The 21,476-nt window shown below is 43.9% G+C and carries 19 protein-coding genes; 13 read left to right on the plus strand and 6 right to left on the minus strand.

What is annotated here, in order from left to right:
- Nucleotides 1-32 precede the first annotated feature (32 nt).
- From AACW90_RS09540 to AACW90_RS09550, 3 genes are all read right to left on the minus strand, one after another.
- Nucleotides 33-542, minus strand: a complete 510-nt coding sequence (locus AACW90_RS09540) for a TetR/AcrR family transcriptional regulator (RefSeq protein WP_390233602.1) — start codon at nt 540-542, stop codon at nt 33-35.
- Between the two features lie 106 nt (nt 543-648).
- Nucleotides 649-1,521, minus strand: a complete 873-nt coding sequence (locus AACW90_RS09545) for a DMT family transporter (RefSeq protein WP_390233605.1) — start codon at nt 1,519-1,521, stop codon at nt 649-651.
- A gap of 255 nt (nt 1,522-1,776) precedes the next feature.
- Nucleotides 1,777-2,664, minus strand: coding sequence for a LysR family transcriptional regulator (locus tag AACW90_RS09550; RefSeq protein WP_390233607.1), 888 nt, complete (start codon nt 2,662-2,664; stop codon nt 1,777-1,779).
- A 172-nt stretch (nt 2,665-2,836) separates the two neighbouring features.
- Between AACW90_RS09550 and AACW90_RS09555 the strand changes: the two genes are divergently transcribed.
- From AACW90_RS09555 to AACW90_RS09565, 3 genes are all read left to right on the plus strand, one after another.
- The gene (locus tag AACW90_RS09555; protein ID WP_390233609.1) at nt 2,837-3,379 is read left to right on the plus strand and encodes a carboxymuconolactone decarboxylase family protein; all 543 of its coding nucleotides are present in this window, start codon (nt 2,837-2,839) and stop codon (nt 3,377-3,379) included.
- An 89-nt stretch (nt 3,380-3,468) separates the two neighbouring features.
- Nucleotides 3,469-5,037, plus strand: a complete 1,569-nt coding sequence (locus tag AACW90_RS09560) for a 2Fe-2S iron-sulfur cluster-binding protein (RefSeq protein WP_390233611.1) — start codon at nt 3,469-3,471, stop codon at nt 5,035-5,037.
- 30 nt (nt 5,038-5,067) lie between these two features.
- On the plus strand, nt 5,068-5,526 hold the full coding sequence (locus tag AACW90_RS09565) for an HPP family protein (protein ID WP_390233614.1): 459 nt from the start codon (nt 5,068-5,070) through the stop codon (nt 5,524-5,526).
- On the opposite strand, the gene AACW90_RS09570 is transcribed toward AACW90_RS09565, so the two are convergent.
- Both AACW90_RS09570 and AACW90_RS09575 read right to left on the minus strand, forming a co-directional pair.
- Nucleotides 5,523-6,386, minus strand: coding sequence for a hypothetical protein (locus tag AACW90_RS09570; protein WP_390233617.1), 864 nt, complete (start codon nt 6,384-6,386; stop codon nt 5,523-5,525). The two genes, AACW90_RS09565 and AACW90_RS09570, sit on opposite strands and share 4 nt — an antisense overlap.
- A gap of 119 nt (nt 6,387-6,505) precedes the next feature.
- Nucleotides 6,506-7,099, minus strand: a complete 594-nt coding sequence (locus AACW90_RS09575) for a 2-hydroxychromene-2-carboxylate isomerase (protein WP_390233618.1) — start codon at nt 7,097-7,099, stop codon at nt 6,506-6,508.
- Nucleotides 7,100-7,258: 159 nt separating this feature from the next.
- Here AACW90_RS09575 and AACW90_RS09580 point away from each other — a divergent pair, with 159 nt between their 5' ends.
- The gene (locus AACW90_RS09580) at nt 7,259-8,014 is read left to right on the plus strand and encodes an AraC family transcriptional regulator (protein WP_390233620.1); all 756 of its coding nucleotides are present in this window, start codon (nt 7,259-7,261) and stop codon (nt 8,012-8,014) included.
- Nucleotides 8,015-8,041: 27 nt separating this feature from the next.
- On the opposite strand, the gene AACW90_RS09585 is transcribed toward AACW90_RS09580, so the two are convergent.
- Entirely contained in the window at nt 8,042-9,220 is a 1,179-nt protein-coding gene (locus AACW90_RS09585) for a multidrug effflux MFS transporter (RefSeq protein WP_390233623.1), read from the minus strand.
- 152 nt (nt 9,221-9,372) lie between these two features.
- Between AACW90_RS09585 and AACW90_RS09590 the strand changes: the two genes are divergently transcribed.
- The 9 genes from AACW90_RS09590 to AACW90_RS09630 all read left to right on the plus strand — a co-directional run bounded on the left by AACW90_RS09590 (nt 9,373) and on the right by AACW90_RS09630 (nt 21,448).
- Nucleotides 9,373-9,882, plus strand: a complete 510-nt coding sequence (locus tag AACW90_RS09590; RefSeq protein ID WP_390233625.1) for a MarR family winged helix-turn-helix transcriptional regulator — start codon at nt 9,373-9,375, stop codon at nt 9,880-9,882.
- Nucleotides 9,883-9,906: 24 nt separating this feature from the next.
- On the plus strand, nt 9,907-11,238 hold the full coding sequence (gene dsdA, locus AACW90_RS09595; protein ID WP_390233626.1) for a D-serine ammonia-lyase: 1,332 nt from the start codon (nt 9,907-9,909) through the stop codon (nt 11,236-11,238).
- Nucleotides 11,239-11,478: 240 nt separating this feature from the next.
- On the plus strand, nt 11,479-13,500 hold the full coding sequence (locus tag AACW90_RS09600) for a hypothetical protein (RefSeq protein ID WP_390233628.1): 2,022 nt from the start codon (nt 11,479-11,481) through the stop codon (nt 13,498-13,500).
- A gap of 141 nt (nt 13,501-13,641) precedes the next feature.
- A complete protein-coding gene (locus tag AACW90_RS09605) occupies nt 13,642-14,121 on the plus strand; it encodes a hypothetical protein (RefSeq protein WP_390233630.1) in 480 nt (159 codons plus the stop codon).
- 105 nt (nt 14,122-14,226) lie between these two features.
- The gene (locus AACW90_RS09610) at nt 14,227-15,045 is read left to right on the plus strand and encodes an FTR1 family iron permease (RefSeq protein ID WP_390233632.1); all 819 of its coding nucleotides are present in this window, start codon (nt 14,227-14,229) and stop codon (nt 15,043-15,045) included.
- The gene (locus AACW90_RS09615; protein ID WP_390233634.1) at nt 15,042-16,463 is read left to right on the plus strand and encodes an FAD-dependent oxidoreductase; all 1,422 of its coding nucleotides are present in this window, start codon (nt 15,042-15,044) and stop codon (nt 16,461-16,463) included. The genes AACW90_RS09610 and AACW90_RS09615 overlap by 4 nt, the downstream gene beginning before the upstream one ends.
- 54 nt (nt 16,464-16,517) lie before the next feature.
- A complete protein-coding gene (locus AACW90_RS09620; RefSeq protein WP_390233636.1) occupies nt 16,518-17,114 on the plus strand; it encodes a hypothetical protein in 597 nt (198 codons plus the stop codon).
- 23 nt (nt 17,115-17,137) lie between these two features.
- Nucleotides 17,138-18,496: a hypothetical protein gene (locus tag AACW90_RS09625; RefSeq protein WP_390233637.1), complete on the plus strand. Its 1,359-nt coding sequence runs from the start codon at nt 17,138-17,140 to the stop codon at nt 18,494-18,496.
- A 33-nt stretch (nt 18,497-18,529) separates the two neighbouring features.
- The gene (locus AACW90_RS09630) at nt 18,530-21,448 is read left to right on the plus strand and encodes a multiheme c-type cytochrome (RefSeq protein ID WP_390233638.1); all 2,919 of its coding nucleotides are present in this window, start codon (nt 18,530-18,532) and stop codon (nt 21,446-21,448) included.
- Nucleotides 21,449-21,476: the final 28 nt, after the last annotated feature.

Below are 21,476 nucleotides of genomic sequence, written 5' to 3' on the forward strand. Positions count from 1 at the left end.
AATTTACGTTGGCTTTAATCAATTTTTATCGGCTATTTTAGAATGTGGACGGCGGCGTTTTTTGCGGCGGTAATTGCATCACGTCCTATTAGTGGCCATGCGCTTGAAACACCTTCATGGAGTAAATAGAGGACGGTGGCTAGCTCTGCTCTTTCACTTTGGTGAACAAAAATATGTTGGACATCGAGCTTGTATTTTTTCACTGCTTGATTGATTAGCGAGTTATCCGGGAAAGCCGCAATGGCATTCATCGATAGACAACCATTAGGGGCGCTTTTTATCATCCATTGTTCAAGCTTGTCGAAGATACAGAGAATAGATTCGGTGCTATCTGTGGGTAAGTTGTCGGTTAAGATCGTTAGATACCGCTGGTGGCGATATTCGAGTGCGCCCACAATCATGGCTTCTTTTGATGGGTAATATCGGTAAAGCGTACGTAAGCTCACGTTACAGGCTGTTTTTAACTGCGCGACACTTGGCTCGGCAAAACCATGTCGACTGAAAGCCTCTTCTAGGCTTGCGGCAATTTGATCTTTCGTCATGTGGCTCTCTGAGTATAATATTGACAAGGTAGAACATTCATTCTACTTATGCAGGGTAGAATGAATGTTCTACCTTGTCAATTAAGATTGAGAACCTGAAAAGGGTTTAAGGCATTATTAATCTCTTAGCTCGATGGCTCTGAATTAAGGTATAACCACCAGAACTGACGATAAGTAGGCTACCTAATAGCGTTGTTGTATCGGGTGTTTCACCGAATACAAATACACCAAAGATTAATGCGAAAAGTAATCGACTATATCGAAAAGGCGCGACGACCGAGACGTCACCAGTGCGCATCGCGATGGTTAACGCATTATAAGCGCCAACACCAAATAAGATTGCACCGACTATTTTGAGCCCAGTAATAAGATCCATCTGCAGTGGATCGCCACTATAAACAAACATGGCTAACCCTGTTGGAATCATGACAAAAAATCCGTAGATGCCTAATTGCGTATTGGACAAAGTGGCTGGTGCAGCACGTGTGGCGAGGTCTCGGCCCGCAAACCCTACCGTTGCCACAACAGCAAAAATAGAGGCAGTTTCGAACCCTTCGAGGCCAGGTCGAATAATCATTAACACGCCAACCAAACCGACTAAAACAGCCATCCATCGTTTCAGTCCAATTTTTTCGCCAAAGAAAAATGCGGCACCTAGCATAGCGATTAAAGGCGTCGCTTGTAATATAGCCGAAGCGCTCGAGAGTGTGGTTAACGTAATCGCTAAGGCGAAAGAAAGTCGGCCAGAGACTTCACAAAAGGCACGAATAATAATCGGGCGGGAAAGAATGGCAGGGTGAAAAATGACTTCTCCCTTCTTTTTGGTTAATAACGCGAAAATCAACGTTCCGCCTAATCCAAATAACGCCAATATTAACCCGACGTTAGTGGTACTTGCAGCGGCTTTTATCAGCATGTCCTCAATGGAAAACGCTGCCATGGCGAGAACCATAAAGATACTGCCTCGAGTATTGTTCAAAAACGCGCTCCTATTCTTCCTTGAATTCTCGCACTAGCATAACCTAAGCGACAAGGTTCAATAACCCCGCGTTGTATTTTTTCTTAAATACCTATGCAAATTTAACGGACACCATGCCTATATCGTGCTTTGATGAGTCTATAGACCACAAAACCATCAATGACAATATTTTAATCAAGGGTGTGAGTTATTGGAAAGCGCTTGTCGAGCAGCAGCTGGTTAAGTCGGTTCTTTAGCCTGATGACAATATCGACCTTAATCTGCACCAAATCGTTCAGCCATAAGGTCGATAAAACTCCTCACTTTCGACGATGAAAATCGACTTTCTCGATGGATAATGTGTATGGGTAATGGGGCCGGTTGGTATGGCTCTAATACCGTGACAAGACGATTATCTTTGCGCTCCTCGACGACTTGATAGGAAACGGCTCGGGTAATGCCAAGCCCAGCCTTCGCCGCTTCTATAGCGGACTGATTAGTCGTCACGGTAAGCCGAGGCTGAACATGAAGCTTGGTTTTTTCACCGTTATACGTAAACAACCAGTCACGAGAGAAGTTGTTTGAAGAAGAACTGATAATCGTGTGATGCTTCAAGTCTTTTGGCGTTACAGGGCGACCAGTTTTCGCTAAATAGTCGGGCGAGGCCACGAGTATTAAATCAACCTCCCCTATCTTTCGTGCCCTCATACTTGAGTCTGCTAATTCTCCAATACGAATACCCACATCGAACCCTTCTTCTAGTAGGTTTACGGTCCTATCCAAAAAAGCCGCGTTAACATTGGCTTCAGGAAAACGGTTTAAATATTCCACCACCACTGGCATTACATGCTTTTGACCAAACATTACGGGTGCGGTAATACTCAAATCGCCTTTAGGCTCAGAGTTGATGCCAATCGCCGCTTCATTGGCAAGTTCAACGTCTTGCAAAATCCGACGAACGTCCTCTAAATAACGTAGACCGACATCCGTTGCTCGTACATAGCGAGTAGTACGGGCGAGCAGTTTTATCCCCAAGTGTTCCTCCAAAGAAGAGATGGCTCTGGTTACTGCTGGTGGAGACATATTCAAAACCCGTGCTGCCGCAGCAAAACCTTCATTTTCTGCTACCGCTACATAAACTCGCATGAGGTGTAGTTGGTCCATATCGTCGCCCTATTATTCCATTTAGTGGAATAATCAATTGTGCATTATAGATATTCTTTACTCAAACGATTTTTGGCAAACTGTTTACGTCGAGTGAGGTAGGCCTCACTAAATAACACTCAAACATAAAAATATTGGTTGAGTGTCACTATTCAAATTAAAAGGAAATCACATGAGCCGCATCAATCTAGTGTCAGAAAATCAAGCAAATATCGAACAAAAAGAACTTTACTCCGCTATACAAGACCAACTGGGTGCCATTCCTAATTTCCTAAAAGTATTTGCTAATTCACCGGCAGCATTAAAGGCGTTTCTCGGGCTACATACTATCGCAGGTGATGGCAGTCTAGATGCACAAACTCGTGAAAGAATAGCCCTTGGGTTAGCGGAGCAAAATGCTTGTCAGTATTGTGTATCTGCGCATACGGCTATCGGCCGAAAAGCGGGTTTATCTAATAGCGAGATGCTTGAAAATCGAAAAGGGAGCAGTGAAGACAGTAAAGCAGCGATAGCCGTAAAATTTGCTCGTTCATTAGCCGATAAAAATGGCGAAGTGTCGACAGCTGAGTTATTGCAGGTAAGAAATGCAGGGTATAGCGATGCGGAAATCGTAGAAATTATTACCCACGTGGGTATGAATGTATTGACCACTATTTTAGGTAAGGCGAGCCGAGTAGAAATCGATTTTCCAAAGATTGATTTATATAACGCTTAATACGCTAGCGGGTATTCAATACAAATTCGAGCTTTCTTGATTAGCTTTCATGAAAGCTCGGGTGTAATAAAATTAATGAGGGGCAAAACATGCCACATAAATACGCAGAGTTGATGTTTACCAATGATGTTAAGCAGGTACAACGTGAAATGGGCAGCCGCATTGGTTACGAGTCAATGGAACACGGCGAGGATTATAACTTTCTGTTTTCCGATGTCGAAGCGTCATTTATTGAAGGCCGAGATAGCTTCTATATGGCGAGTGTTAACGATGCGGGTTGGCCTTATGTTCAGCATCGCGGTGGACCCCAAGGGTTCATGCGCGTACTCGACAATAACAAGCTTGGTTTTGCCGATTTTAGTGGTAACCGGCAATACGTCAGTGCGGGTAATTTTCGTGGAAATAATCGAGTGTCGTTATTTTTCATGGATTATCCGAATCAACGTAGACTCAAACTGAGCGGTAGGATTGAACAGGTCGCCGATGACGACTGGGATACCTTAGTCCGTTTGGAAGTTGAAGGGTACCCGGCTGCGGTAGAGCGCGGTTTTGTTATCCATGTGGAAGCATTTGATTGGAACTGCCCTAAGTACATCACCCCTCGATTTACAGAATTGGAAATGTCGGATGTGATCACGCCTCTTTTGGCAGAAAATAAACGGTTAAAGTCGATGGAGAATAATAAAGATAAACCAGATAGCGTTGGAGAGGGAGAACTGCCTTTGGTTGTTACTGGTATTCGACAATTAACACCACATATACGAGCCTTCGAATTGCGTCATCGAGACGATATTCCGCTGCCGGCTGTGTCGGCTGGCGCGCATTTGTCTATCCCCGTCGTCCTTGAAGGTGGTGAGCAAATAACACGTCGTTATTCTGTCTGTTCTAACCCCAATCGCAGAGATATCTATGAGATCGCGGTAAGACAAGACCTTGAAGGAACAGGCGGTTCTAAAGCGATTCACGAACAGTTCACCTTAGGTTTGAACCTTAACTGCGGCTTGCCTGAAAACTTTTTTGAGCTTCATTCGGATAACAGACCAACGGTGTTGATCGCGGCAGGTATCGGTATTACCCCAATTAAGTCGATGGCTCAGCAGCTTGCAAAGCAAGGAAGAGAATTTTCGCTTCATTATGCTGGAAAGCGACGAAGTGAAATGGCCTTTCAGGATCGATTATCAAGGGAGTTTGACAGTAAAATTCATTTTTATTACTCGAAGGCTCAACAGCGTCTTAGTTGTGAAAAAATTCTTACTCAAGCGCCTAAAAACAGTGTGTTCTACGTTTGTGGCCCACAAGGATTGGTTGATGAAATGCTCGCGACGGCGACAAAGCTAGGTGTAGATATAAGACGTATTCATTATGAACGATTTTCGGCGCAATCCACCACGAATACGCACGCATTTACGGCAGAGCTTGTTAAGTCAAACGTGACTGTAGAAGTGTCGGAAAACGAGAGTCTGTTAGAAGCAATTCTAAAAGAAGGCATTGCTATCCCTAGTAGCTGCAATGCTGGGGAGTGTCGAAGCTGTGTCGTCAAAATAGGTCAGGGTGAGGTTGAGCATAGAGACAACTGTTTGACGGTGTTGGAGCGAGAGAGCTTGATGTGCCCGTGTGTATCGCGAGCAAAAGGTGGCTCTATAGCGATCAATATCTAGATGATCAATCATTCCCAAAAAGAGACGAACATGAAAAACTTAACACAAGCGTTAACGGCTGGATTTGGCGCAACGTTAGCCATTCTTATCTTAGCTTATTTGCGAGAATACTACGGAATAGACCTATGGTTAATGGCCCCATTTGGTGCGACGACGGTGTTGGTGTTTGGTCTACCAACAAGTCCTTTAGCACAACCTAAAAATGTGATTTTTGGCCACCTGATTACGAGTGTGATTGGCTTGGTGTTTGTCCATTTTGTTGGCACCGAATATTGGGCACTAGCGCTTGCGACAGGAATGGGTGTATTTGCCATGTTAGCCACAAAAACGACTCACCCACCCGCTGGTGCTAATCCTATTCTGATTATGCTCGTACACCCGAACTGGAGTTTTTTGATTAACCCAGTCTTGCTCGGGGCTGTGGCGATTGTCTTTGTTGGCCTTGTATATCAAAAATTTATTCAAGGTATCATGACTCCATCAAATTAAACCTTCGCTTTTACCCTTAGATCGAGGGCTTTCGGGTGCTCTTTCTTTGCGTAATAGCGTACAGCGTGCCTAATAACCCATTTCAATTCTTTAGTGGCGGATCTCAGCCACTCATCGCATAACTCAAACACCAGATCAGGATGGTCCTTTGCAATATCGCCTAAGCTGTTAGCAACACTTCTTTGGACATAAAGGCTGGAGTCGTTTTTTAGTGATTCCAGAATGGGAATGATGGGCGACGGATCCTGAACAAAATTCGGAATGTTTTTTCCCCATGGCAATTTAGGGCGTGAACCTTCTGAGCAAAGCCTGCGTACATCTTCACTTGGGTCGTTTAACCAACTGTTAAGCACGTTTAGCGTTCTTTCTTGTTGCTCGATAAGAAAAGGACGTATCGAAAACTCAGCCGTAAAACGTTTGGTTAATTCGACCTGTGCTTGCATCGACACATCAAACGGATCGTCTCCGTCGTTATACGCTGGGTCAAGTCCATAGTCGGCAATGTAGGTGCTAAAGGGGAGGTAGTAAAAAGCGGCGATACCTAAGGTTTCATCTGGCTTGGAAGGGGGTAACATACTGGCGACGATTATGTCCATTGCGTCGCTGTAATTGCTTGGTAAGGTATGGCGTAAACTTGTCGCAATGTGTTTAGCGCGCCCCATGATTGATAGTTCTTCCAATCCGTCAATGGCCTGTTTAGCGAATGTTTTCGCATCAAATTCAGAATGTACCAACTCAATATTTCGAGCCATAAATCCGATAGCTTTCTCGTTCAGCTGCTCTTTAAGTGGTACGCCTTTAACAATACCCCGTGAAGCCGTTGGAATCTGAGGGTTTAAATAGTCTGGAATTTCAATCATTGTTGTAACCTAAAGAAGAGTGGGTCATGTTGCTCAGCCGAAAGATGTTGTTCGGCTGAGTAATAAACTGAATATATTATACTAAACAAAAACGTGTATTGCGCAGTTATTCCGTGATTTTAGATGAGCGCATCTTTGAGAAGCTCCAATCTATCCTGACCCCAGAATTGCTCGCCATTATAATAATAGGCTGGTGCACCAATTGCGCCTTGTTCGATGGCCTCGGTGGTGTTGGTTTCATAGATAGCATGGGTCTGTTCTGTCTTGGCTCGGTTGATAACTGCATCTGCGTTAAGTTTTAGTTCCGTCAGTATTGTGTGTAACACCGCTTCAACTGCAATATCTTGTTCCTGCGACCAGCATGCCGCTTGCGCTAGACCAGCAAACTCCCCAGCATTAATCCCCATCTCTTGTAGAGCGATGATGCACTTGTCGGCGAGGCTTGGATCCGTTGGGAAATGAGCTGGATGCAAATTTGTAGGCAGTTGTCGTTTCGCTGCCCATCGCTCTATCTCTACCAAACGATAGGCTTGTCTACACTTAGGGCGTTCATGTATTGGTAGAGTGCCTGTTGTCGCAAAAACTTGACGAATTATGAAAGGTTTAAAATGAATAGTGGCGTTGGTCTCTTCTGCTATCTGAAGCAATAGTGAATGCCCAAAGTAGGTAAATGGTGAAATACTGGTGAAGTAATAATCTATTGTTTTGCTCATGGTATCCATATCCTTAATGTGTCATTTAACGTGTGCTGTAATCTATTTCGTGTTTCTGATGGTTAGAATGCGATAAAAATGTCATCATTATGTCCGGTTATTATGATAATTAGTCCGATTTTTTTTCAAATTCTTTATCAATAAATTTAGAAGGTGTTTATGGCAAGGCTTGATCGTCTTTCAGCTCTTATCGCTCGGTTTGAACTCCAAGCTGAAATCGCGTGTTGTCCGGAACAGGCGAATCTATATCTACTGGCTGATGCAAAAAGCGGTGAGCTTTCTCGGATAGAATTTTGGCCGATTGCACAAGGCGAACTTGATTCGATATCTGAGAAAGATGACCTAATGGTTGCCGCGTCAATAAATTTAGGTGGCGAAGCGAACCCGCTTGCTCGCGCTTTACCAAGCCGGATTACACTTTCAATAAATGAAGAGAGTAATTTAAAAGACCTTGCTCAGTTGATTGTAGGTGAAGTAAATGAGACGCGTTGTGGAAGAGCGACAACGTTACAAAGGTTATTTGAAGTAATGATCATTATCTTGCTAAGAAGAGCGATGAAAGAACATTCCGGTGAAAAAGGGCTGCTTGCGGGTTTAGCGGATGGTCAAATAAGCAAAGCGATTGTGGCGATACACGAAAAACCGGAGTTTGACTGGAGGATAGAGGACCTTGCCGATACCGCGGGACTATCCCGTAGTCAATTTATGCAGCGCTTTAAAGCGCGAGTAGGGCACACCCCTGCTCAATACCTGCGTGATTGGCGACTGTCACTTGCAAGGCAAGACTTAGAGAAAGGAGACCGAGTAAAAGTGGTGGCTCAACGATATTGCTACGGTAGCCAAGAGGCGTTGAGCCGAGCATTTCATCAGCGCTATCAATACAGTCCTGCTCAGGTTAGAAAAACACTGGCATAAAATACTTAAGAAATGCCTAGCTTGTGCTTATTGATTGGAACGAATCAGAGGACTCTCATGTTTAATCGAAGGCATAATTAGGTTTGCAGCGATCGTCACAAACATCAACATACCTGCAACAGGCCAAAGGCTACCGTCATAGAAAACGGTGGTTAGCCAGCCTGTGATGGACGAAATAAAGAACTGGTTTGCACCAAATAGAGCAGAAGCGGATCCGGTATGTTCTTTAAAATGGCTGATATATATGGCATTACAGTTAGGCATAGATGCACCCAACGAGCCAATCATGCAGATGATACTGATTGCTTGAATCTCGACAGGGGCGTCGAAGTAAGTCAATAAAACAAAGAGAGCCACAAATAAGAATTGGAATCGCAATGCCCATTTCAATAGAAAGTTGGCCATATAGGTAGAGAGTAGATAATTGTTCACCCTATTGATGAACGCCATTGCCACAACATTGGCAGCGAACACGAGGGCAAAGACCTGATCGTCAAGACCGAAATATTGTTGATAAACAAAGGATGCGTTGGTGATAAATATCATCATTACGCTCTGTGAAAAACCTTGTACACCGATATACCGAAGAGCAGGTTTATTGCGTAAAACAAACCGGTATCTTTCTATTACTGACAGCGTTTGGTGATGTTCAATTTTGTCATTTGGCAGTTTTAGTACCGTAAGCAAGATAACCAACATGCCGTAACCGAACAGGGCATAGAAAATAATCTGCCAATCCGCTACCAAAAGTATCAGAGCACCAATACTTGGCGCTAATGCTGGTGCGCCAACCAAAATAAGTGTAACGAGTGCGAACATTTTTGCTGCTTGATTACCTGACGCTCTCTCTCGAATGAGTGCCGGTACACAGACAACGGAAAATCCGCCACCTATCGCCTGAACAATTCTCATAATCTGTACTGTCAATAAGGTGTCTGCTTGAGCAATAACGAGTGTGGTAATGGAGTATATGGACAGCCCTAAAATTATCATGCGCTTTTTGCCAAAGCGATCAGCGAGTGGGCCTCCAATTAACTGACCGATCGCCATGCCAAAAATGTAGTAGCTGATTGTGGTGGCAATTTTGTCGGGTCCAACATTGAAATATTCCGCCATATAAGGCATGGCAGGAAGGTAAGTATCCACCGCAAATGGAGATACTCCGATGATCATTGCCATTAATATGACAAACGTTTTTTGAGACATAGCGGTTACTCTTAGTTTCTAGCCGGGCTTAATTACTATCCGAACTTGGTCTATAACGATAAAAAGGGGGAGGTTATTATCTTTCCAGAAAGATAATAACTTGAATTAATCTTTCTGGAAAGATATTATTTGGGAAATTATTGAGGTCCATTATGTCGAACAAACAACTAAACGTTGATGACTTCATCAGCCTGATGAAAGAGAACTGGCCTACCGCCTTTCAATCTCTTTATCCACTTTTCCCAAGAATTCGTCGTATTGAAGAACATATTAACGCTGATAAAGCGTCAATAATGGCGTGTCACGGCCTTCATAGTTCAGATTTCGATCTATTAACCGCACTGCGCAGAAGCAACAAGGTTGCCCCGTATGAACTTATGCCAACCGAGATATGTGAGTACATGCTTTTTAGCTCCGGTGGGTTGACCAAGGTGATGAATAGGTTGGAAAAGAAAGCCTTTATTACTCGGGTTGAAAGCGACCATGATAAGCGAATTAAAATGGTGAGGTTAACGACCGAAGGCGAGCAACTTATAGAAGAAGTGGTTGAGCAGTTTCAAGATCTACATACCACCTATCTGGATGGCTTTAAACAGGAAGACGTTGAGCAACTCGATTTTCTGGTACGCAAGTTACTAAACAATATAGAATCAAAAAAATAGCGTCGTTTATTCAAAGGAAAGTACATGGTTACGTATGACAAGCATTCTCTGGAGAGTCAATTCCCACTGTTAAAGCGATTGGTTGCATTGGAAGAGATCAGTTGGTTCAATCCTAGCAGTACCACTTTGGAGGCTGCATTACCCTTTGTTGGTCTTGATGAGAAAGACATATGCCATGCGAGCCAACGACTTAAAAGATTTGCGCCATACATTGCTGATGCCTTTCCTGAAACTGCGGTTTCTGGTGGAATAATAGAGTCGGAAGTGGTGGAAATAGCGCAAATGAAAGCGGAAATGGAGCGGTTATATAACACGCCTATCCTCGGTCGCTTGATGCTCAAAAAAGACAGTCACCTTCCTATTTCTGGGTCAATAAAAGCGCGTGGGGGTATCTACGAGGTGCTAACTCATGCCGAAAAACTGGCGATTAACGCTGGGATGCTCTCTGAAGAAGACGATTACAGCAAACTGTCTAGCGAAGTGTTGAAAACCTTCTTTGGTCAATACAGTATTGCCGTGGGTTCGACTGGTAACCTTGGATTATCTATCGGAATTATTAGCGCAAAATTGGGCTTTTCTGTCTCGGTTCATATGTCTGCTGAGGCGCGAGAATGGAAGAAGCGTAAGCTCCGATCCCATGGTGTCAATGTTGTAGAATACGAGCAAGATTATGGTGTAGCGGTTGAGCAAGGTCGAAAAGAATCCGAAAAAGATCCGAACTGTTTTTTCATCGATGACGAGAATTCGCAGACGCTCTTTCTTGGCTATTCTGTCGCAGGGGAACGAGTAAAGGCGCAGTTTGACCAAATGGCTATCATCGTTGATGACGATCATCCACTGTTTGTCTATTTGCCTTGTGGGGTCGGTGGTGGTCCTGGAGGCGTTGCTTTTGGACTAAAAATGGCCTTTGGTGATCACGTGCATTGTGTTTTTGCAGAGCCGACACATTCTCCATGCATGTTGCTTGGTGTTCACACTGGGCTTCACGATAAAATATGTGTACAAGATATTGGCATCGATAATGTAACGGTGGCCGATGGTTTGGCAGTGGGAAGGGCATCTGGGTTTGTTGGTCGAGCAATGGAACGATTGCTTGATGGCTACTACACCATTTCAGACCAGAAAATGGTTCGCTTTCTGAGTCAACTCAACCAATGCGAAGGGATTCAACTTGAACCTTCCGCATTGGCCGGAATGTTAGGTCCCATTATTGTTACGAACGCGAGTGAATATCAGAAACGCTTGGGTTTAGATGATCGGCTAATGGCAAATGCCACACATCTTGTTTGGGCCACGGGAGGAGGGATGGTGCCAGAAAAAGAGATGACATCTTATTTGGCCAAGGCAATTGGTTAACGTCACTTATTCCCAGATAATTGAACTGGTTCATAATTAAGCTTCTTAACACCTCCTTACTACATATTCTTGCTGACCGTACATCTTCAAATGGTAATAATACTCATTTTTGTTTGATCTAGAACAAAGAGACTATACATTTACCCCTAAAGTGGTATATTAAATGCGAATCAATCTCACTATCATTTCGATCTTAAATTTGTTAATGAATAACTCAACCAAGAAAAATAAGGATTTCTAGTGAAAAAGAGCATTTTAAGTTTAGCTGTATCTACTGCCGTATTTACGTCAGTTTCTTCTGCAGCCCCTCAAGTCACTATATTAGATGTAACGCATCAACCCGCAGGGAGTTTTTTGGCTTATACCGAGTTTGAATTGTCAGGAGAGCCTTTAGCCGAATCTCTTGGTTTAGATTTAGATGTTTTAGACCCGAATGTTGTTGATGACCCAACCCCTTTTGACTTCGCCGCTGGTATTGAAAGTTATGAATACTCAGAAGAAGCGATGTACGCATTAAATTATCAATCTCAAATGGGTCCTCATATCGTTAATGGGCCTCTAAACCGCAGTCGTGGTGGAAAGATGGAGAACTTAGGTAAGCGCGTTATTGAAATGGCCAATGCGGTTGGCTTCCCAGTGAATGAAGTTCCGCAAAATATGTACCCAATTTCTATCCCTTATATTTCTGGTAGCCCAGAGTTTGCAGAGGCCCCAGACACAACAACCGTCAACGGTGATGAAGTTGAAATTACCACTGCCAAAGGGACGAGCAAAAAGGTTCAGGTTGTTGTACCTGCCTATTTCCGTGACTACAAATCTTTGGCTTGGGATCCAAGCTCATTTGACAAAACACTGAACCCTGCTGCAACGGGTGGTATCTTCCTTAAAGAAGTGATGTGGTCTCAGGATTTCCTTGGTGGCATGCACGTAACTGAAACCGACGAAGAAGTAGAAGCCGATTCTGCCGTGATGGATCAAGATGGTGCCCATAGTTTAGGTGTGTCAGCAGCCGATGGCTTTAATGGCATGATGTTGACTGAAATGTCTATCGATAAACTTCAAATCATGCAGGCACAATTAGGGTTCGACGGTAAGAATTTAGGTATTAAATTTGGCCCTGATTATGACCCTAAAAATGGCCCTGTTTGGTTTGCACATAAGGTTGCCGTGAATGAAGGTAATGAGAATCAAGTCAAATCCATTGCATCGCTTAAGGTAAGTGATGGGTCATCTCAGTTACGTGACACATGGTTAATGTTGTGGCCAACGGCGGAGTTTTTCGCTTATACGGATCAGCGCACAGCGAACACAGCACAAAATCCAGCCTTTAATGCCGTATTTGACGGCGCACCTTTTGCAGCAGCGCCAAAAGAAAATACAGATACCAATACGAACAATGATGTTGTCGGTACAGATGCATTCTCACTGGCAAATAATATCTCGAATTTGTTGTTTAAAAACATTGCCGCGCTTCATTTCAATGAAGACAAAGGCACGTTCGTCACCGAATTCAATAATGGCAAAATGGGCAACAACGTTGACCTTTACGATGCCGCTTATTCTATGGTTGCACTTTCGGTTTACCAGCGTGCGAAGGATGCGTTACCTGTAGGTTATGCGACGGCAGAGTCAGGTGACCTGAACCTTAAATCTGAACAAGGTAAAAAAGCGCTAGAAATGATCCAAGCGCAAGCCGATTTCATTCTAATGAACTTGGTTGGTAAAAATGGATTGGTATACGACGGTTTAACGTTAGACAAAAAGATGAACGTTGATAGCAAGCAATCTTTGGATTCTCAATTTGCAGCCATTCGTGGCTTAGTTGCCGCATTCCTTGCGACAGAAGATGACAAATATAAGCAAGCGGCTCGCTCAATTTATCTCGCGGTTGAAAAGAACATGTTTGATGAAAAAATCAATACGTGGGCAACGATTCCGGGAACAGAGACAATCCATACGCCATACACTGCGGCTGCAATTTCTGCGGGTCTGCGTGAAGCGATTCTTCACCTTAAAAATGAAGAAGGCGAATCTGAACCTGCGCTTGAACTATCAGCATTAACCAATCGTTATGTTAGTTGGTTTAAAGGCGTGATTAATGGCGGAATGCAATTGGCTGAATGGATGGGTGATTCTGGAGAAAACCAACTTAAGGGCAGTAACTCAACCGATACGGATGAAGATGGTGTTCAACAGATTATTGCTGCTGGTGGTAAATTTGGTACGGCAATGACAATGGCAAATAAGGCCAGTGTTAAGTAAAAGCTAACCGAGTTTATTCGATTTAAGCAGCGATATTTTGTCGCTGCTTTTGTCGTTTCAAAAATCGATTCGGTGATATTAAATATGGTGCATTTAATCCAAATGACTATTTAATAAAACTGACTGTATATAGGTAGAAAAATGTCGAGTCATCAGATTGCAGAAAAGGGTTCAGACAAAGGGGTGTTTAGCCGCTGGTGGTTCTATCTGGCTTATCATCATAAATGGGCAGAAGGGATGCTTTACCTTATGTTTATTTCTGGCCTTTTGTTATGGGATAGATTGGATGTAGGTTGGCAAGTAGAACGAATTACATTGCTTCTCCATATGCTGATTGGACTCACCCTTTTTGTTGTTATCATGGCGCCATTTTGGCTTGCTCACCGTCGTTTAATTAGTGGCAGTAAGAAAGCCTTTCTTCGTAAAACAGGGTCGATAATTGAATGGCTCTTAGTGGTTTGCACATCAACAGGATTTTATCTTTTTTTCTTCGGTATACCGGGTAACACAATGGGTAATTTAATGGCCGACGTTCACTTTTATTCGTCATGGTTACTTGCTCCTCTGGTGTTTAGGCACGCGATGCGCTGGAGCGTATTAAAAATTATAAAAAATAAATAACACCAACGATTAAAGGCTGTGGGCATAAGTTTATGTTGACCCACTAACCCTACGATTGGGATTAGAACAGAAACAGTACGTTTCATTGAAAGACACTGAGGATTTATGTTTGCAAGTTTTCTTATCACTCTAAGAGAAGGGTTAGAAGCCTTTTTATTAGTCGGTATCGCGCTTTCTTATCTAGGGAAGCTTAATGCCCGTCACTTAAATAAATATATCTATATAGGTGTGTTTGTTGGCCTTGTTATGTCCCTAGCGATTGCGTTTGTTTTTCAAGTAGTCGTGGACCAGTTTAGCAACGAACGTTACCAAAACTACCTAATGGCGGGAATATTGTTGTTTGCCACTATTGTGCTGACCTATATGGCTATCTGGATGCAGAATCAGGCCAAAAATCAAGTTGCACAGATGCAGGAAAACATCAACAGTATGGTGACAACAGGTAACCTGATTGGGTTGGTCTCTCTATCTATGCTTGCCATTCTGCGTGAAGGGTTTGAAACCATCCTGTTTTTCTCTGCACTGATGTATTCCAGCCTTGGAGAACTAAATGCACAGGACGCGATTCTGGGGGGGCTTTTGGGCCTATTTGTGGCGTATGGCTTGGTCTGGTTCATGATGAAAAGCACCAAGAGAGTGCCATTGGCGCTGTTTTTTAAATGGACAAGTTTGCTCATTATCATTATTGCGGCGGGACTGCTTTCTTCTGCTATTAACATGCTGCAAGCGGGTCATCTTATCCCTATATACTATCCGCAGGTTTTTGATATATCGCATATTCTGGATGATAGAGACGTGTTTGGTACCTTTTTGAGAGCGTTATTTGGTTACAACTCATCACCTGGTTTATTACCGCTCACCGTCTGGTCAGTATATATGTTGATTTTCGTTCGCTTTTGGCAACAAGGATATAAACAAGCATGAATGACAGTAAGAAAAAATCCGCGGTAGTTTTGGGGGCTGGGCCTGCTGGTTTAATGGCAGCGTGGGAGCTCGTGGACGCGGGTTTTGATGTCACCATTATCGAAAAAGAAAACTTTGCTGGGGGCATGTGTGCAACCCAAAAATTCACCGGTAAGCATGGTGACTATCGTTTCGATTTTGGTGGTCATCGCTTTATCACCAAAAACCCTAAGTTGCTCTCATTTGTCGACCAACTTATGGGAGAAGAGTTGCTGTACGCGCAAAGAAACAGTGTTATTCGGTATCGAGGTCGAATTTATCAATACCCTCTTGTACTGAGCGACCTAATAAGAAATGCACCGTTTTCGCTATTAATCGGTGGTGGTTTTGACCTTGTGAAACAACTCTTTAAGCCCAAACCACAAACGCGATCAAAGGTCAGTTTTGCGCAGTGGATCGAGAGCCGATTTGGTAAAACACTCTACAAACACTTTTTCGAAGGCTATACCGCGAAACTATGGGGAATCGATCCCAAAAATCTGTCAGGGGATTGGGCCTCACAACGTATCAGTCTTATCGATTTGAAAGATATCGCTCGTCGTATGTTACCGGGTAAGCGTTCGAATGTGCGTACCTATGCTCGTCAATATCGCTACCCTAAGTGGGGGTTTGGTCAGCTCTACAGCCAGTTAGGGACGGAGCTAGAAAATCGTGGTGTGAAGATAATCTTTAACGCTGAAGTCACGGGCTTAGTGCTGTCTGAAAAGAATCAGATTGAAGCGGTGAAGTTTGTCACCAATGATGAAGAGGATAGCATCGACACAGACAACATCGTTGCCACCCTGCCACTCCCGATAATGACAAAGTTGACCGGTTTTGATAGCGGTTTAAGTTTTCGTTCATTGCGTTTTATGAACATGCCAATGGAAACGGACAATATCTCCGATAATACGTGGCAATACCTTTCTGATCCGGAAATTATTGGTACTCGACTTCAAGAACCGAAACGCCGTTCAGCGTATATGGCTCCCAAAGGAAGAACTTCGGTGATGGTAGAAATACCATGTAATAAAGATGATGAGGTGTGGTCGATGGAAGGCGAAAAGCTTCGCGATAAGGTTTTGCAAGACCTTGAGACCCTTAAGGTTGATCCCAATTTGGCAACTGGGGAGTTCTTTACCTCATACAGCGAACACGCCTATCCGCTTATGGATATGGAGTATCAAAAGAAGCGTGAAGCCGCGATAACCCACCTTTCCCAGTTCGAAAACCTGATCATGACGGGTCGACAAGGCACGTTTAGATACATATTTACGGATACGGCAATGGAGATGGGTCTGATGGCCGCGCAATCCATCATCGATGGCGTTGACCGCCGTCGTGAGATCTTTGATTATCGAAATGAAAATATCGTAATAGAGGTTCAGAGTGTGGCTTAACGGGTTGTTATCTCGCTTGAAACACGTTGAATCATGGATTAAGGAAGTAGTTAGATGATGTTTACAGGTAGTAGATGTAAGAAAATTTTGTTCTCTTTTGTTCTTATTGTCGTGGTGTTTTTACCTTCGGTCTCGTTTGCATATTCTTATGCAGCAGCAGGTAAAGAACCCCTGATTGATGGCAGAGAAGTGATATTGCAAGCGTTGCAAGCCAATGATTACTCAGCGGTTGAAAACGCGGTTTTGGGGCTAAAAGAAGAATTTGATTATCTGTTGAGTGATCACAATGTGGACCTTCTTACCCCAATAAAAGCAGCAATAGAGAATGAAGATGGGGTGAAAATTGAAGCGGTTATTGACCATGCCGTGGTCGAGGAGATTGTTCGTCGCTTAGAAGGGGCACAAAACAACTTGGCAGATTATCAGGTCGCCAAGGTACTCGTGGTAAAAAGTAAACTATTTCTCGACCTTATTATGCCAAAACTGACAAGCACTCAGCGGGATCAGGCCAACTTGGCGATACAAGGGATTTTGGAATCGATTGGAAACCCAGGCGTGTTTGGGGTGGGTCAAGCGCCTGCAAATCAAGAGCAGTTTAAAACAGAGCAGGCCAAATTACTCAGCGCGATTCAGGGAGTCAGACAACACTGATGCTGGAACGTCTAGGTCGTACAATGAGTATACAGTTTATCCTCCTCTATGTTGTTTGGGTGATGTGGCTGTTCGCCTACCCATTTCAATTGAATAGTGATGATGCCCTCAATTTTTATCGGGCGATTGAGCGGTTTTCAGTACTAGAGTTTCGTCCGCATTTTCCCGGGTATCCAGCCTTTGTTGGTGCCAGTTGGGTGGCCTCGCTTCTTAGCCCAGAAGCCGTAGCGGCAAATGTAGTGGTCTCGTTTGTGTCTGTATTGCTGCTCCCTATTCTCGCGTTTGTGATTGTGAAGCAGCTTAGCCGATCAATTTTTTCGGCGGCTCTAGCGGGCATGTTGGTGATGACACAATCGATAATGGGCGCACTCGCACTCAATGGGCTCTCGGATTCTTTGGCTTTGGTGTGCCTACTGTTCGCTCTACTGATGGCGTTGGGTAAACGTTATATGCTCACGGGTGTTTGGATCGGTTTGATGTTGTCTACGAGGCCTTCTTATTTTTCGTTGGTGTTGGTCTTTTTGATGGTTCCTATGATAACCGAAGCAAAAGGGTTAAGAGTAACGGCATACCTAAAGGCGGGCATTAGTGTGGCGTTGATAGGGGTATTAAGTCTGTTGTTTATTTGGGTCAAGGACGGTGCCGCGTACATAGAAGAGGGTATACGTTTTACAACAGGGCATTTCACTATCTGGGGGAATACCGTTTCAACGCAGGACGCCAGCGTTATTCAGTGGATAGATGTGCTCGTTAGTGAATACTCTGCAATGAGCCTAATACTGATACTTTGCTCTCTTCTTTATGGACTCTCAAGTTTTTACCGGTTCTCGGGCATGAACACGAGTGACAAACTTGATGGCAGGGACCAATGTTGGCAAGGCATTATAGCAAGCATAGGTCTGGTCTATTTGGTTTGGATGCTATTGGCCCAAAACCCGGAAAACCTGCGACATTGGGCGCCCGTCGTCCTACTTTTTTGTATTGTGTTATCGCTTCAGCTAAATGAGTTGTTGGATACAAAAAGAAATACCGCCCTAGTCGCGTCGGTATTCGTGCTATGTGGATTTGCCATCATCGGCTGGCAGAACATAAATTTGAGACCTGACGTTGCCCCCGTACAACAAGCTATACGGTGGATAAATAAACACCCTGACAATAAGTTTGTAGGCTCCAACTATTGCGTCAATCTGCTAAAAGATCGGCTGACAGACAGTGTGGTTTTTGACATGTACTACCCCAGCAGCGCAATCGCGCTCAATAAAAAAAGTGACCGTGCATGGCGACTTTCTAATACTGAGTTAAAACACAATGAATTAATCACGCAGTTTCCAGCAAGGTTTAGTGGCGAGCGGCGTTTATATTTATACAAAATGAGTCAGTAAATAAACTGGCCTAAACGATGAGCAAAGTTGAAAATGCTAAGTAGTAAATACAAGTTATTGAAAGGGTTAACTTTTTTGTTAATGGCTTTGGTTTCACATAACGCCATAGCGGGTGATAAAAGCCGCTCTCTGCGTTTTAATCAAGATAAGTCACGTATCTACAGTGCGAACTTTGACGCGGGTAGTGTCAGTATTCTTTCCCGTGACGATGGCCTGATAGTAAAGGAGAAAACAATAGGGCGAGATATTCGACGTATTGCGTTTAGTGATGACCAAACGTTGCTCTTGGCGACGGATTATCTACAAGACAAAGTGGTGATGTTAGATGCCAACTCGCTTGATGTCTTATCGGAAACTCCCGTACCTGCACGCCCTTTTGGCGTGGTATTCAGCCCTGAAAATCAGATCTTTTACGTCACTAGTTTTGAAAAAGACAAATTACTACTCATCGATCGCTCTGGTGCACTGATTGAAACGGTAACGACTCAGCCTTCGCCACGAGGATTGGCGTTGACTGACGATAACCGTTTATTGGTAACCCATGCCTTAACGGGACAGGTATCGATCTATGATGTATCTGCGAAAAAACCTGCGTTGTTGAAGGTGATTCAACTCGCCGATAGCGAGGAAAATAAAAGCAAAACCGTGTCGCAGGGCAAACCACGGAAACTCGATAACATTGTTATCTCCCCAGATGGTAACACGGCGTGGCTTCCTCATGTGCTCTGGTCTTTTGGGCATGATTTTCAGTTCCAATCAACGGTATTCCCTGCTATCTCCATCCTAGATCTAGAGGTTGGTAACGAACATGAGATTGAACAAGAGCGAAAGCAACTGTTTAAGCAAATCAATATCATAGAGAGTGGAAATCGTACCAGAATTGTTTCCAACCCCCACGATGGTGAGTTTAGTGACGACGGCAAGAAAGTTATCTTTACGTTGGCAGGTTCGGAAGACCTTTTGGTTTTCGACCTATCCAGACAAGGAAAGAAAAACAAAAATCGCCACCGTCGTAAGAAATTTCAAGGCGGGGTCAAAGCCACCCAGATATATCGCAGTGTACCGGGTGATAATCCCAAAGGATTATTGATCAGCGGAAGAGAGCTGTATGTGCAGAATGCGATGTCATTGAATATTGTCAAATTTGATACCGGTGAATCGGGGCCTTTTGCTAAAGTAAAACTTACCGAAGGCAATTTCGCCTCTTTGGTCTTATTCGATCCATTGCCAAGCCAACTTCGCCTAGGTAAAACGCTATTCAATAGCGCTAACACCGCGGATTATGCCGAGTTTCCTATGGCAGGCGATTTTTGGATGAGCTGTAATTCTTGTCATATCGACGGATTTAATTTCACAAACCGTCAGTTGATGGAAGATGGCAGAAAAAATCGATTTGAGAACGCTTTGACGGGGCATGTTGATGTAAGAAAAATGATTGCAGGTGACCCTGTTGGGGCGTATGTCGATATCATTCAAAAGACTCAAGGTGGTATGGGAGGAGACTCGCGGGAGGGTGCTTCTGCATTGGTTGACGTTGAAAATCCGCCAGTAAAAGTGGCGAAAATGATGACCGCGTTGAATGAGTATGTACGCGCTCAAGAGAACCTACCGTACCTCTCTACGTGGCTGAGATTAGATGACAAGAAACGTTATACTCATCCGGATGAATGGATCAACTCGGCTGAATGTGCGGACTGCCATACCACGATCTACGATCAATGGGCAGATTCGAATCACGGTATGAATATGGATCACCCTTACTATCGTCAACACGAAGATCTAGCCGCAAAAGTTGAAGGCGAAGAATTTAGAGTGTTATGCCGAGGCTGTCATACGCCACAGATGGTAATTAATGGTGACAATAAGCCGTTAAAAGAATTTGGCGATATGTACGAAAAAGCAGGCGAATCTCTGGTTGAGGCGTTTGCTCATGGTCGTTCGGTCAACGAAAGAGGAACAGGGTGCGTGTTCTGTCATCGTATCACCAAGGCAGAAAATGCCGGTGGCAATACCGACATGACGGTTAATCTTAAAGACAGAGAAGCGTATATTTTTGAGGATGCCAATACCAGTTTACTTAAATGGTTATCGGAAAAACAGATAAATGCCGCACCAGAAAAACACAAAGCGTCTTACTCGAACCCAGAGCTGTACCAAAGTTCACTCTATTGTGCGACCTGTCATAACGAATTCACCACCGGACAAGGGGCAATTATTAATGACAACTTTGGTGAGTGGTTAGCGTCACCGTTTAATTCGCCTGAAGATCCGTCCAAACACAAAACTTGCATCGATTGTCATATGACGCAGGATGTCACGGACTTCGATAATCGCGTTGCAGGCCAGTCGACAGACGACGGTCCTATTAAGCCGAATATGCGTTCCCATCATTTTGTTGGCGGTAACTACTACTTTACTGGAATGAGAAACCCAGAGCATAAGAAACTGAGTATCGATATTCTTAAAACGGCACTTACGTTGCAGGTGGAAAAAACAGGCAATCAATTGACCGCGAGTATCACTAATGTTAACTCAGGACACGATATGCCAGGTGGCGCACGTAGACAGGTTTGGTTAGAAGTGATTGCGACAGACGCCAATGGTAAAAAGGTATTTGAAAGCGGTGTGATGAAGGACGGATATATTCCTAAAGACGCCCGCAAATTCGTTAAGGTCGGCGTGGATAAAGAGGGCAAGCCAGTAGGACAACTTTTCTGGCGATACGTGAAGATCGGAAAAGATACCCGTATAAAATCGGGGCAAACTCGTCGCGAAGTATTTGAGTTGCCGACAGAGGTGGAATATCCCCTTACCGTGTCAACGCGTGTGCTTTATCAGGTGTTCGCTAAGGCGCTGACGGAAAAAGTGAAGAAGGCGTTTCCTGAAGAGAATATCCCACCCCCTGAAGTGATTGAATTGGAAAAAATGGTGTCTGTATATGAGGCGCAATAAATGACTTTTAATTCAGCTATGTTAACGG

Source organism: Vibrio frigidus, from assembly GCF_042465995.1.
Classification (GTDB): Bacteria; Pseudomonadota; Gammaproteobacteria; order Enterobacterales; family Vibrionaceae; genus Vibrio.

What these genes read in the sequence shown, in the direction of transcription:
- AACW90_RS09540 (WP_390233602.1), bottom strand. Translation starts at nt 542, where the DNA reads ATGACGAAAGATCAAATTGCCGCAAGCCTAGAAGAGGCTTTCAGTCGA.
- AACW90_RS09550 (WP_390233607.1), bottom strand. Translation starts at nt 2,664, where the DNA reads ATGGACCAACTACACCTCATGCGAGTTTATGTAGCGGTAGCAGAAAAT.
- AACW90_RS09555 (WP_390233609.1), top strand. Translation starts at nt 2,837, where the DNA reads ATGAGCCGCATCAATCTAGTGTCAGAAAATCAAGCAAATATCGAACAA.
- AACW90_RS09560 (WP_390233611.1), top strand. Translation starts at nt 3,469, where the DNA reads ATGCCACATAAATACGCAGAGTTGATGTTTACCAATGATGTTAAGCAG.
- AACW90_RS09565 (WP_390233614.1), top strand. Translation starts at nt 5,068, where the DNA reads ATGAAAAACTTAACACAAGCGTTAACGGCTGGATTTGGCGCAACGTTA.
- AACW90_RS09570 (WP_390233617.1), bottom strand. Translation starts at nt 6,386, where the DNA reads ATGATTGAAATTCCAGACTATTTAAACCCTCAGATTCCAACGGCTTCA.
- AACW90_RS09575 (WP_390233618.1), bottom strand. Translation starts at nt 7,099, where the DNA reads ATGAGCAAAACAATAGATTATTACTTCACCAGTATTTCACCATTTACC.
- AACW90_RS09580 (WP_390233620.1), top strand. Translation starts at nt 7,259, where the DNA reads ATGGCAAGGCTTGATCGTCTTTCAGCTCTTATCGCTCGGTTTGAACTC.
- AACW90_RS09585 (WP_390233623.1), bottom strand. Translation starts at nt 9,220, where the DNA reads ATGTCTCAAAAAACGTTTGTCATATTAATGGCAATGATCATCGGAGTA.
- AACW90_RS09590 (WP_390233625.1), top strand. Translation starts at nt 9,373, where the DNA reads ATGTCGAACAAACAACTAAACGTTGATGACTTCATCAGCCTGATGAAA.
- dsdA (WP_390233626.1), top strand. Translation starts at nt 9,907, where the DNA reads ATGGTTACGTATGACAAGCATTCTCTGGAGAGTCAATTCCCACTGTTA.
- AACW90_RS09605 (WP_390233630.1), top strand. Translation starts at nt 13,642, where the DNA reads ATGTCGAGTCATCAGATTGCAGAAAAGGGTTCAGACAAAGGGGTGTTT.
- AACW90_RS09610 (WP_390233632.1), top strand. Translation starts at nt 14,227, where the DNA reads ATGTTTGCAAGTTTTCTTATCACTCTAAGAGAAGGGTTAGAAGCCTTT.
- AACW90_RS09615 (WP_390233634.1), top strand. Translation starts at nt 15,042, where the DNA reads ATGAATGACAGTAAGAAAAAATCCGCGGTAGTTTTGGGGGCTGGGCCT.
- AACW90_RS09620 (WP_390233636.1), top strand. Translation starts at nt 16,518, where the DNA reads ATGATGTTTACAGGTAGTAGATGTAAGAAAATTTTGTTCTCTTTTGTT.
- AACW90_RS09625 (WP_390233637.1), top strand. Translation starts at nt 17,138, where the DNA reads ATGAGTATACAGTTTATCCTCCTCTATGTTGTTTGGGTGATGTGGCTG.
- AACW90_RS09630 (WP_390233638.1), top strand. Translation starts at nt 18,530, where the DNA reads ATGCTAAGTAGTAAATACAAGTTATTGAAAGGGTTAACTTTTTTGTTA.